This window comes from Salinicola tamaricis (assembly GCF_003006155.1).
In the GTDB taxonomy this organism is placed as follows: domain Bacteria; phylum Pseudomonadota; class Gammaproteobacteria; order Pseudomonadales; family Halomonadaceae; genus Salinicola; species Salinicola tamaricis.
Map to the genome: position 1 here is coordinate 1,408,313 of NZ_CP023559.1, position 11,940 is coordinate 1,420,252.

Here is an 11,940-nt window from a genome sequence, read left to right on the forward strand (position 1 = left end):
AGGTAGCGCCCAGGGAGGGGTTCACAGCGCCCTCGCGACGCCCTGCCCACGTGGTCTGGCGGTTGTGGAAGGTCTTCTAAGACAGGCGGGATCGAGCGGCAGGCGTGACACCCGGATGCAGTGTCACGCCTGCCCGCGGGTGAACCAGTTCTCCAGGATGAGCTGCGCGGCGATGCCGTCGACACCGCGGTCGCGGTAGTTGCCGCGGTGGCCACCCTGGGCGGCGATCTGCTTGGCCGCCTGGGTGGTGCCGCGCTCATCGAACATCTCGACCGGCTTGCCGAAGCGCCCGTGCAGGCGGTTGCCGAACTTGCGCGCCCGCACGCTCATCTCGGACTCGCTGCCATCGTCGTGGATCGGCAGCCCCACCACCAGCAGGTCCGGCTGCCACTCCGCCAGCAGGCGCTCGATCTGCGCCCAGTCGGGAATGCCGTCCCGCGCCGGCAGCGGATCGAGCCCGCTGGCCGAGCCCAGCATCTCGTTGCCCACCGCCACACCGATCCGCCGGGTGCCGTAGTCGAAGGCCATCACCAGACGCTGGCCGCGCTTGTCGCTGGCGCTGCCGCCCAGGCTTGCCATCAGGCGTGCCCGGCGTCACGGGTCATCAGGTTGAGGTCGACGCCAAGCCGTCCGGCGGCGGCGGCCAGGCGCTGCTCCGGGGCTGGCGGAACAGGATGTCGCCGTCGCCCTCGACCGTCAGCCAGGTGTTCTGCTTGAGCTCGTCCTCGAGCTGGCCGGCCTTCCAGCCGGCGCAGCCCAGGGTGACCAGAAAGTGCTCCGGGCCGCGCCGCTGGGCGATCGCCTGGAGCATGTCCATCGAGGTCGTCAGGGCGATGTCCTCGGCCACCTGGATGCTGGAGTCCCACTCACCGGCGCTGCCGCGATGTAGGATGAACCCGCGATCGCGATAGGTCGGGCCGCCGTCGTAGACCAGGATCTCGTTGTGCGGCCCCGGCTCGGACTCGATGTCGAGCTGCTCGAACAGCCCCTGGAGGGTGAGTTCGGAGGGCCGGTTGACGATCACCCCGAGGGTGCCATCGTCGTCGTGATCGCACAGATAGGTCAGGGTGCCGGCGAAATTGGGATCTTCCAGGTGCGGCATCGCCATCAGGAAGTAGTGTTTCAGGCTTTGCATGAGACTCCGTCGAAATCGCAGCGCGCCGCCGGCCTGCCGGCACGCCTGAGGTCAGCTTGCAGTGTAACACCCGCGTATCCCGACGTTGTCGTCGGGGCGACGGAAGTCGCAGCGGCACCGGGTGCTGCGCGCCATTCATTGGCGCGCAGCGTGACAGGACACGCCGAGATGGGGCCGTGTCGCGACGGAATCAAGCCAGACGCTTCTCGATCGCGGCCATCAGCAGCGCCGGGATGTCGGTACCGCGCTGGTCGTCGATCTCGCGCACGCAGGTCGGGCTGGTGACATTGATCTCGGTGATGTAGTCGCCGATCACGTCGAGCCCAACGAACAGCAGCCCGCGCTCGCGGATCGCCGGCTTGACCTGTTCCACCAGCCAGTAGTCGCGCTCGGTCAGCTCGCGGGAAACCCCGCGCCCGCCGGCGGCCAGGTTGCCACGGGTCTCGCCGGCGCTGGGAATGCGCGCCAGGCCGTAGGGCACCGGCTCGCCGTCGACCAGCAGAATGCGGGTGTCGCCGTCCTTGATCTCCGGCAGATAGCGCTGGGCCATGATCTGGCGCTGGCCGCGCTCGGTGAGCTGCTCGATCACCGCGCCGAGGTTGCGCCCCTCGGGGCCGATATGAAAGATCCCGGTGCCCCCCATGCCATCGAGCGGCTTGAAGATGGTATCGCCATGCTCGGCCTGGAAGGCGCGCAGCACCGCCGCATTGGCAGAGACCACACTGGCGGGATGCAGTGGGTGAACTGCTGGGCGAACAGCTTCTCGTTGCACTCGAACAGCGCCCGGGTCGGGTTGACCACCAGGGTGCCCTCGCGCTCGGCGAACGCCAGCAGGTGCACGGCGTTGAGGAAGTGCCCGTCCACCGGCGGATCCTTGCGCATCAGGATCACGTCGAGCTCACCCAGCGGCATCGCCTCGCGCTCGCCGAGGTCGAACCAGTGATCCGGATCATGGTGCACATCGAGCGTGCGCACGCTGCCCATGGCGCGCCCCTCGTAGAGGTAGAGATCCTCCTGATCGAGATAGTAGAGCGACCAGCCCTTGGCCTTGGCCGCCCACAGCAGTGCCAGGGTGGTGTCCTTCTTGTAGGCGATATCGGCGATGGGATCCATCACCACGCCCAGCTTGACGGTGTTCTGACTCATCGGTGAGGTCTTCCATGTCGGTGTGTCCCGCCGGCAGGCCGGACGGGAGAAGCGTGGCGCTCAGTATGCCCGAGCGCCACGCGCAGCACCAAGAAACCGGCGCCCTAGTCCGCCCCCAGCCGCTGCCACAGAAAACGCCACGCCAGCGCGCCGAGCCGGGCGCGCTGGGCGTTGTCGGCAGCGCCACCGTGGCCGCCTTCGGTGTTCTCGTAGTAGTGGACGTCGCCTGCCTTCATCGCCTCCATCTTCGCCATCATCTTGCGCGCGTGCCCGGGGTGCACGCGGTCATCACGGGTCGAGGTGGTGAACAGCACCGCCGGGTAATCCACGCCCTCGCGCAGGTTGTGATAGGGCGAGTAGTCCTTCAGGAAGCGTTCCCAGTCGTCGCTATCCGGATCGCCGTACTCGGCCATCCATGAAGCGCCGGCGAGCAGCTGATGGTAGCGCTGCATGTCGAGCAGCGGGACTTCACAGACCGCAGCGGCGAAGTGATCCGGGTAGCGGGTGATCATGTTGCCCACCAGCAGACCGCCGTTGGAGCCGCCCTGGATGCCCAGCTGGCGCGGTGTGGTCACGCCGCTGGCGACCAGGTCCGCGGCCACCGCGGCGAAATCCTCGAACGCCTTGTGGCGATCCGCCTTGAGCGCGGCTCGATGCCAGCGCGGGCCGTACTCGCCGCCACCGCGGATATTGGCCACCGCGTAGGCGCCACCCCGGGCGAGCCAGCAGCGCCCCACATCGGGGGCATAGTGCGGCGTGAGCGAGATTTCGAACCCGCCATAGCCGTAGAGCAGCGTGGGCAGCGCTGTTTCACGTGAAACGTCGTCGGCGTCCGCCGGCAGCACCAGGAAATAGGGCACGCGGGTGCCATCGGCGCTGGTGGCGAAGCGCTGCTCGACCCGCATGCCGCTGGCGTCGAAGAAGGCCGGCGCCTGCTTGACCGGGCTGGGCGCCGCGGGCGCGGTCTCGGCCTGGGCCAGGTCGAGGCGCGATAACGTGGTCGGCGTCAGGTAATCGGTGACCACGACGAAGACCTCGTCGCTGGCCTCGTCGTCCACCGCCGAGAGACCGACCTCACCGGTGGCTGGCAGGGCGTCGAGCGCCAAGCGCGCCCATTCGCCCTCGGCGCGTGGTTCGAGGCGCACGAAGCGGTGTTTGACGTCTTCGAGGATATCCAGCACCAGGTAATGGCGGGTCCACTCGAAGCCTTCCAGCGAGCGCCGGGCATCCGGCGTGAACAGCACGCGGAAGTCGCGGGCGCCGGCCTTGAACGCGGCGTAGTCGATCGCCAGCAGCGCCCCGCTGGGGTAGCGGGTCGTCTCTGGCATCCAGTCATCGCGCAGCAGCATCAGCAGCCACTCGCGGTGCACGCTGGCCTGCGCCGAGAGCGGCAGGTCGAGCGGGACCTGGGTGCCATCGGGTAGCCGCTCGATCAAGCGCTGCTCGTAGAACGCCAGGGCGTGGTGGATGAAGTCGCGCTCGAAGCCGCGGGTGCGGTCGCGAAAGGCCACCGCCATCAGGTCACTCTCCGCCGCCTCGAACAGCGTCTCCGCCGCCGCCAGCGGCTGCCCCCGCCGCCAGCGCTTGACGCAGCGTGGATACCCCGAGCTGGTGAGCGCGCTCTGCCCCGCGGCATCGGCACCGAAGTCGGTATAGACATAGACCGTGTCGCGGTCGATCCAGCTCATCCCGCCCTTGGCCGCGGGTCGTTGGAAGCCCTCCTCGACCCAGCGCTTGTTGACGAGATCGAACTCGCGCGTCACATCGGCGTCGGTGCCGCCCGGAGAGAGTGAGACCAGCGCCCGCTCCCAGGTGCCCGCCGGGTCTTCGGGTTCGAGGCAGTGCGCGCCGTGCCATACCCAGCTCTCGCCCTCGGCGGCGTTGAGCGCGTCGACATCGATCAGCACTTCCCACGCCGGCCTGGCCTGGCAGTAGTCGGCCCAGTGGGTCCGCCGCCATAGCCCGCGCGGGTGGTCGGCGTCCTGCCAGAAGTTGTAGTAGTGCTCGCCGCGCTTGACCACGAAGGGGATGCGGTCGTCGGCATCGAGGATCTCGCGCAGCTCGGCGGTCAGGGTATCGAGCTCAGGGCCGCCCAAGGCGTCAAGGGTGGCGCGGTTGTGCGCCTCGACCCAGGACAGCGCCGCGGGGTCGTCGATCGCCTCCAGCCAGCGGTGCGCGTCGGCCTCGGCGGTCACGTCGAGGTCGGCCCCTGCGCCCGCGGCATCGGGCGTCTCGGCAAGATAGGGAAATCCGGGGAAGCGGCGCATCGCGCGTCTCCTGTCTGTCGTCGTGGTCATAGAGCCTACGCCATGACCCGCGTTCCACCGAGCGCGGATCTTCGCGCCCCGCTACGCGCGCCCTGATTCACGCGCCCGGGTCTGCCCCCGGGCGCCGGCTCAGAAGTGATCGACGGCGGCGGCGCGCCAGTCGGCCTGCCACGCCTCGGGAATCTCATCCCCCAGCAGCTGGCCGTCGGTCAGCCGCGGCAGCTCGAACGCCGCATAGCCACGCGCCGGCGCATAGCTGCTGCGGTGGCGGATATGGTCCGGGGTCAGCGCATCGAAGCGCTCGAGCCCCATGGCGCCGGTGATCGCGGCGAAGCCATCCAGGGTTGCGCGGTGGTAGCGCGCCACCCGCTCGGCTTTCTCCGGCACGTTGATCGCCCGCGCTCGCTTGGGGTCCTGGGTGGCCACGCCCGTGGGGCACTTGTTGGTATGGCAGCGCCGGGCCTGGATACAACCGACCGCGAACATGAACGGGCGCGCGGCGTTGCACATGTCGGCGCCGAGCGCGGTCTTGACCACCATGTCGTAACCCAGGGCGACCTTGCCGCTGGCGACGAGGCGGATCTTGTCGCGCAGCCCGGCGCCGCGCAGGGCGTTGTCGACGAACGGCAGCGCCTCGTCGATGAACACGCCGAGGCGGTCCGAGAACTCCTGGGGCGCCGCACCGGTGCCGCCCTCGGCGCCATCGATGACGATGAAGTCGACCAGCGTGCCGGTCTCGATCATCGCCTTGCAGATGCCCAGGAACTCGTGACGCACGCCGAGACACAGCTTGATGCCCACCGGCTTGCCGTCGCAGAGCTCGCGCAGCCGAGCGACGAACGCCATCAGCTCGCGCGGGTTGGAGAACTCCGGATGCGCGGGAGGCGAGGCGCAATCCTGGCCGGCCTCGATCTGGCGCGTGCTGGCGATCTCCTGATTGACCTTGGCCCCCGGCAGCAGTCCGCCATGAGAGGGCTTGGCCCCCTGGGAGATCTTGATCTCGACCATCTGACCTGCTCGCGCGCTCGCGCGTGCGCTTGTCGCGAAAGGTCTCGGCGTCGAAGCGGCCGTTCTTGTGGCGACAGCCGAAGTAGGCGGTACCCAGCTCCCAGATCAGGTCACCACCATGCTTCTCATGATAAGGGCTGATCGCCCCCGCCGGTGTCGTGGGCAAAACCGCCCTGCTTGGCCCCCAGTTCATCGCTTCGATGGCGTTGCCCGAGAGCGAGCCGAAGCTCATTGCCGAGATGTTGAGGCGCGACGAGCGGTAGGGCCGCGTGCACTGGGGGCCACCGATGTGAGAGAAGCGCTGCTCGTCGGGCACTTTGCGCGGCGCCATCGAGTGGAAGGAGAAGTTGTAGCCGGCGGCATCGACGTCACGGATGGTGCCGAACGGCGAGGTATCGCCGGTGCCATCGGCGCGGGCGTGATCAGGTTGCGCTGCTCGGGAGAAGGGCCCCCGCTGGTCTCGGATTCGAAGAAGTACTGGCGCAGCTCCGGGCGCACGAACTCGACATGTAGCGCAGGTGACCGATCAGCGGGTAGTTTGTAGAGCACGTTGGCGGTGGAACTCAGATCGCGCCAGCCGATCAGCGCGCGGCACCCATAACAGCAGCAGCAGCCACAGCCAGGGATGCCAGACCACGCCGACGGCGAGAATCAGCGCCAGCGTCACGGGAACGAAAGGTAAAAGAGGCGACGGTACATGTCGTGGTATCCATCCGAGGAGTCGGACCTTCAGTGTTGGTCGCGGTGACCGATTGTTCAAATCGGTAACACGCCCCTCGCGTCTTCCCATCTCCTCGCTCCCCTCTCCCCCTTTCCCCTTTCCCAGTCCCTACCCCTCTGACCTTCAGCCTCCACCCTTGTCCGACATTGACCATCAAACATCTGACATAAAGACCATCGTCGACTGTCGTCGTTGCCCACTTCATGCCACTTTGATAGATCAGGTTTCCCTACTAGAGGTCTCTCCCATGGACGGCTGGACGCAAACCCTGTCGGCCGGGCCGCTGCTCGGCATCGCTGCCGCCGCGATCGCCCTGCTGCTGGTCCTGATCATTCGCTTTCATCTGCACGCCTTCCCCACCCTGGTGCTGGTCAGCCTGCTGACCGCCTTTGCCACCGGCATCCCCGGCGCCATCGTCGATACCATGACCGACAGCTTCGCCGGCACGCTGGGCTCGGTGGCGCTGCTGGTCGGCTTCGGTGCCATGCTCGGCAAGCTGGTGGAGCACTCCGGCGGTGCCCAGGTGCTGGCCGAACGCATGGTGTCGCTGTTCGGCGAGTCCCGCGCACCGTTCGCGCTGGGTATCGCCTCGCTGATCATGGGCTTCCCGATCTTCTTCGATGCCGGGCTGATCGTGATGCTGCCGATCATCTTCGCGGTGGCCAAGCGCCTCGGCGGCCCCGTACTGCTCTACGCCCTGCCGGCGGCGGCGGCGTTTTCGGTGATGCACGTGTCGTGCCGCCCCACCCCGGCCCGGTCACCGCCACCGAGCTCTACGGCGCCAACCTGGGCCTGGTGCTGCTGGTGGGAATCCTGATCGCCTTCCCGATGTGGTACCTCTCGGGTTACCTGTGGGGGCGTTTCGCCGCCAGCCGTTTCGACTTCAAGCTGGAAGTCAGCCTCTTCGGCGGCCAGGACAACGACACGATCGAGAATCCGCCCAGCGTGGGCACGGTCATCGCGCTGCTGCTGCTGCGCTGGCGCTGATCTTTCTCAACACCGGGCTCGATTTCGCCCGCGCCGCCGGCGTGGCCGACAGCGACGCCACCTGGTTCCAATTTCTCTCCTCGCTGGGTGAGACGCCGATCGCGCTGCTGATCTCGGTGCTGGTGGCGATCTACGTGCTGGGTAGCCGCCGCGGTGAAGGCGGCAGCGCGCTGGAGAAGATCGTCGACTCCTCGCTGGGGCCGATCTGCTCGGTGATCCTGATCACCGGCGCCGGCGGCATGTTTGGCGGCGTGCTGCAGGCCTCCGGCATCGGCGATGCGCTCTCCGATTCGATGAGCGATCTGGGCATGCCGTGATCGCCGCCTACCTGGTCGCGGGTGTCATGCGCCTGGCCCAGGGCTCGGCCACGGTGGCGCTGGTCACCGCCGCCGGGCTGATGGCACCGCCGTCGCCAGCGGCGATTTCTCGGCTCGGCCATGCAGGTGGTCGCGATCACCCTGGCCACCGCCGGCTCGGTGTTCGCCGGCCACGTCAACGACTCCGGCTTCTGGCTGGTGGGGCGGCTATTGGGCATGGACGTCAAGACCACGCTGATGACCTGGACCGTGCAGCAGGCGCTGGAGTCGATGGTCGGCTTCCTGCTGGCCGGCGTTGTCTATCTACTGTTCTGATCCGGCCAGGGAGGAGATATCGGGCGTCGAGATCAGGGGTATAGCCAGCGCCTATCGCAGCGGTAGTCAGCGACATTGGTTGGTCGGCTAATAGTTAACTAGACTTTGGTCGATCTGCCGATACCGGCAACCAATTCCGTCTCCAATCTGGAAAGGAGTTCTCGATATGGCATCGCTGTTCGAACCGTTCGATCTCAACGGCACACGGCTCAATAACCGTATCGTCATGGCGCCGATGACCCGCTCTCGCGCGCCGGACGATATCCCCAACGAAATGGGTGCACTCTATTATCGCCAGCGCGCCTCCGCTGGCCTGATCATCTCCGAGGGCACGCCGATTTCGCGCCAGGGCAGGGCTATCTCTACAACCCCGGCATCTTCGGCCCCGACCAGATCGCGGGCTGGGCCAAGGCAACCCGCGCGGTACACGCGAGGCGGCATCTCTTTGCTCAGATCTGGCACGTGGGCCGGGTCTCGCACACCTCGATCCAGATCGCCGGCCAGCCGCCGGTCGGCCCCAGCGAGCAGCAGGGTGGCATGGCTTTCGGCTATAACGACGCCGGCACCCCGGACATGCTCGCGGCGAGCCAGCCGCGCCGGCTCGAGACCGCCGAAGTGCGCGAGATCGTGCGCGATTTCGCCCAGGCGGCGGTCAATGCCCGCGAGGCGGGCTTCGACGGGGTCGAAATACATGGCGCCAACGGCTATCTGTTCGAGCAGTTCCTCAACCCGCACGTCAACGACCGCGACGACGCTACGGCGGCTCGCGCGAGAATCGCTGCCGCCTGCTGCTGGAGGCCGTCGACGAGGCGAGCAAGATGATCGGCGCCCACCGGGTCGGCGTCCGGCTGTCGCCCTTCGGCACGCTATTCGACATGCCGGAATACGACGACAACGGCGAGACCTATCTGTATCTCGCCCGCGAGTTCGACAAGCGCGGGCTGGCCTATGTCCACCTGCACGATCAGGGTGGCCAGGGCATGTCGCCGATGCCGCGCGAGTATCTGCGCCGGTTCCGCGACGTCTACCACGGCAATCTGCTGCTCGCGGGCAACCTGGATCAGGCCGAAGCGCAGGCCCTGGTCGACGCAGGCACCATCGACCTGCCGTGTTCGGGCGCCTCTACACCTCCAATCCGGATCTGGTCGAGCGCATGCAGAACGGCTGGCCGCTGGCCGACTTCGACCCGGATACCTTCTACGGTGGCGATGCCCGCGGCTATGTCGACTTCCCCACCTATGCCGAAGAGCAGGCGCGCAAGGCTCGCGAGCAGGCGATCCAGGCGAAGTCCTGACACCCCGAGCGCCGCGTCAGATCACCGCGGCGCTCTATGCGTGCGTCACTCTGCGCACGCACCCCAGCAGAGCAGCCCCCCAGAACGGGCAGCCCAGACGCCCCGGCCACGCGCCGGGGCGTCTGCGCGTCGTCACCCATGGCGCTCTCTCGCCGGGGGCGATCACTCATGCCCGCGCGCATAGAAGCGCTGAATGCTGGAGAAGTCGTAGCCTTCGCCACCAGCGGCGGCATGGAAGCCGTAGAGACTCTTGGCCAGTGCGCCCAGCGTGTGGTCGAGTGGCTCTTAAGCGCGGCCTCCTGGGCCAGGCGCAGATCCTTGTTCATCAGCGTGACCCCGAAGCCGCCCTGATAGTCGTGGCTGGCCGGCGCCTCGGGCATCACCCCGGGCCAGGGGTTGTAGACCTTGAGCGCCCAGTTGCTGCCGGAACTCTCGGCCATGATCGCCGAGAGCACGGCGGATCAAGGCCATTGTCGACGCCGAGCTGCAGCGCCTCGGCGGTGCCCGCCATGAGAATGCCCAGCAGCATGTTGTTGCAGATCTTGGCGGTCTGCCCCGGCGCCGCTGTCGCCGGCATGGAAGACGTTGCGCCCCATCGTCTCCAGCAGCGGCCGGCGCGCTCGACCGCTTCCGCCGGGCCGCCACAGATGAAGGTCAGGGTGCCGGCGCGGGCCCCGCCCACGCCGCCGGAGACCGGCGCATCGAGCATGACCCGCCCCAGCTCGCCGGCACGCGTCGCCAGCGCGCGGGAAGTTGCGGCATCGATGGTGGAGCAGTCGATGATCAGCGTCGCCGGGTCGATCATCTCGAGCAGACCGGCGTCAGCGGCGCCAGCGCCCAGATAGAGCCCCTGAGCCGCCGCCGCCGAGGGCAGCATACTGATCACCACCTCGGCCCCGGTTGCCGCCTCTTGCGGTGTAGCGGCAGCGCTCGCACCGCTGGCCACCGCCGCCTCGACCAGTGCCGGCAGTAGATCGAAGACACGCACCGTATGCCCCGCCTTGACCAGATTGGCGGCCATCGGCCCGCCCATGTTGCCGACACCGAAAAATGCGATATTCATCGTCCGCTCTCCCCTGAGATGGCGTATCCGTCTCTCGCCCTGACCTACCCGTCTCTCTCGTTCTCACATATCTGCCCCAGGTCCTGACCTATCCGCCGAGAGCCCTGGCAGGCTCGCCGCGGCGACGTCTCACTGCAGCTGTATGGAAAGATTGGGCCCTGCCACAGCCTCCTCCTCGAACCAGCGGCTGGTGACCGTCTTGGTCTCGGTGTAGAAGCGCACCGCCTGCTTGCCGTAGGCGTGCTGGTCACCGTAGAAAGAGCCCTTCCAGCCGGTGAAGCTGAAGAACGGCAGCGGCACCGGAATCGGCACGTTGATGCCCACCTGGCCCACCTCGACCCGCTGCTGATAGCGCCGCGCCGCTGCCCCGCTGGCGGTGAAGATCGAGGTGCCGTTGCCGTAGGGGCTTGCGTTGACCAGCGCGATCGCCTCGTCGAGGGTGTCGACGCAGAGACAGCAGAGCACCGGGCCGAAGATCTCCTCGCGGTAGATCGCCATCTGTGGGGTGACCTCGGTGAACAGCGTCGGCCCCACCCAATTGCCATCGGGCAGCCCGGCCACCTGGCAGTCGCTGCCATCCAGCCGGCAGGTGGCGCCCTCGGCCTTGCCGCGGGCGATCAGATCGAGAATCCGCGCCTTGGCCTGGGGGCTGATCTGCGGGCCATAGCGGCGTCGGGATCGTCCCAAGCGCCGGGGCGCAGCTCGGCGAAGGCGGCGGTGAGCGGCTCGATGCACTCGCGCGCGCTGCCGACGAACGAACACCGCCACGCTGATCGCCATGCAGCGCTGGCCGGCGGCACCGCAGGCGGACCCCACCAGTGCGTTGACCACCTGAGTCGGGGCGGCGTCCGGCATCACCACCATATGGTTCTTGGCCCCGGCGAAGCACTGGGCGCGCTTGAGATGGTCGGTGGCGGTACGGTAGACATGCTGGCCCACCGCCACCGAGCCAACGAACGAGACCGCGGCGATCTGCGGTGCGTGAGCAGCGCATCGACCTGCTCACGGCCACCGTGGATCACCTGCAGCAGATCCGGCGGCGCGCCGGCTTCGAGAAACAGCTCCGCCAGCCGGTTGGGGGTCATCGGGTCCTGCTCCGAGGGCTTCAACACGAAGGCGTTGCCGCAGGCGATCGCCAGCGGGAACATCCACAGCGGGATCATCGCCGGGAAGTTGAACGGGGTGATCCCCGCGCACACGCCCAGCGGCTGGGTCCAGGCGTGGGTATCGATGCCGCGGGCCACGTTCTCCAGCGTCTCGCCCATCATCAGCGACGGCACGTTGGCGGCCTGCTCGACCACCTCGATCCCGCGCCACACGTCACCCTTGGCATCCTCGAAGGTCTTACCGGTCTCCCGCGAGAGCTCCGCGGCGATCTCCGCCTGGTGGGCCTTGAGCAGCGCCTGGTAGCGCATCATCAAGCGTGCCCGCTCGCTCACCGGCACCTCGCGCCAGCGCTCGAAGGCCGCCCTCGCCGAGGCCACGGCGCGCTCGATCTCGCCCGGGGTCGCCGCTGGTGCCTCGCACAGCACCTGCTGCGTGGCGGGGTCGGTGACCGCTATCCAGTGTTCGCTCTCGCTCTGGGCGAATTCGCCCGCGATCAGTTGAGGCAGTCTTAAGGTCATGGTCCGCTCCTGACGCGCTGGCAGACCGAGCTGACGCCGGTGAACACAGTGGCGTGGGGCGT

General features: G+C 67.8%; 5 protein-coding genes and 7 pseudogenes. 5 read left to right on the forward strand and 7 right to left on the reverse strand.

The features are described from left to right. Nucleotides 1-123 precede the first annotated feature (123 nt). From ruvX to CN538_RS20865, 5 genes and pseudogenes are all read right to left on the reverse strand, one after another. Nucleotides 124-579: a Holliday junction resolvase RuvX gene (ruvX, locus tag CN538_RS06590; RefSeq protein ID WP_106418925.1), complete on the reverse strand. Its 456-nt coding sequence runs from the start codon at nt 577-579 to the stop codon at nt 124-126. Next, nucleotides 579-1,135: pseudogene (locus CN538_RS06595) on the reverse strand (YqgE/AlgH family protein). The gene ruvX and the pseudogene CN538_RS06595 overlap by 1 nt, the downstream one beginning before the upstream one ends. Before the next feature lie 190 nt (nt 1,136-1,325). Beyond that, a pseudogene (gene gshB / locus CN538_RS06600) lies at nt 1,326-2,281 on the reverse strand (glutathione synthase). 104 nt (nt 2,282-2,385) lie between these two features. Further along, on the reverse strand, nt 2,386-4,548 hold the full coding sequence (locus tag CN538_RS06605; protein ID WP_106418926.1) for a prolyl oligopeptidase family serine peptidase: 2,163 nt from the start codon (nt 4,546-4,548) through the stop codon (nt 2,386-2,388). Between the two features lie 129 nt (nt 4,549-4,677). Further along, the gene (locus CN538_RS20865; protein WP_207233657.1) at nt 4,678-5,556 is read right to left on the reverse strand and encodes an FMN-binding glutamate synthase family protein; all 879 of its coding nucleotides are present in this window, start codon (nt 5,554-5,556) and stop codon (nt 4,678-4,680) included. Between the two features lie 968 nt (nt 5,557-6,524). Between CN538_RS20865 and CN538_RS24150 the strand changes: the two are divergent. The 5 genes and pseudogenes from CN538_RS24150 to CN538_RS22195 all read left to right on the forward strand — a co-directional run bounded on the left by CN538_RS24150 (nt 6,525) and on the right by CN538_RS22195 (nt 9,190). After that, a pseudogene (locus CN538_RS24150) lies at nt 6,525-7,264 on the forward strand (GntP family permease). A gap of 41 nt (nt 7,265-7,305) precedes the next feature. Continuing rightward, nucleotides 7,306-7,610: pseudogene (locus CN538_RS24155) on the forward strand (GntT/GntP/DsdX family permease); the annotation flags it as partial. Nucleotides 7,611-7,701: 91 nt separating this feature from the next. After that, the gene (locus tag CN538_RS24160) at nt 7,702-7,896 is read left to right on the forward strand and encodes a GntT/GntP/DsdX family permease (RefSeq protein ID WP_277985155.1); all 195 of its coding nucleotides are present in this window, start codon (nt 7,702-7,704) and stop codon (nt 7,894-7,896) included. Nucleotides 7,897-8,122: 226 nt separating this feature from the next. Continuing rightward, a pseudogene (locus tag CN538_RS26015) lies at nt 8,123-8,939 on the forward strand (oxidoreductase); the annotation flags it as partial. Between the two features lie 65 nt (nt 8,940-9,004). Then, nucleotides 9,005-9,190 carry a hypothetical protein gene (locus CN538_RS22195; RefSeq protein ID WP_242495610.1) on the forward strand — a complete coding sequence of 62 codons (186 nt, stop codon included), beginning with the start codon at nt 9,005-9,007 and terminating at the stop codon, nt 9,188-9,190. A 162-nt stretch (nt 9,191-9,352) separates the two neighbouring features. Here the strand turns inward: CN538_RS22195 and mmsB are convergent. Further along, nucleotides 9,353-10,253: pseudogene (gene mmsB / locus CN538_RS06625) on the reverse strand (3-hydroxyisobutyrate dehydrogenase). 129 nt (nt 10,254-10,382) lie between these two features. Then, nucleotides 10,383-11,878, reverse strand: a pseudogene (locus tag CN538_RS26020) (CoA-acylating methylmalonate-semialdehyde dehydrogenase). Nucleotides 11,879-11,940 lie beyond the last annotated feature (62 nt).

Bases quoted from the DNA above. Each gene is read 5' to 3' on its own strand.
- ruvX (WP_106418925.1), bottom strand. From the start codon at position 579: ATGGCAAGCCTGGGCGGCAGCGCCAGCGACAAGCGCGGCCAGCGTCTG.
- CN538_RS06605 (WP_106418926.1), bottom strand. From the start codon at position 4,548: ATGCGCCGCTTCCCCGGATTTCCCTATCTTGCCGAGACGCCCGATGCC.
- CN538_RS20865 (WP_207233657.1), bottom strand. From the start codon at position 5,556: ATGGTCGAGATCAAGATCTCCCAGGGGGCCAAGCCCTCTCATGGCGGA.
- CN538_RS24160 (WP_277985155.1), top strand. From the start codon at position 7,702: ATGCAGGTGGTCGCGATCACCCTGGCCACCGCCGGCTCGGTGTTCGCC.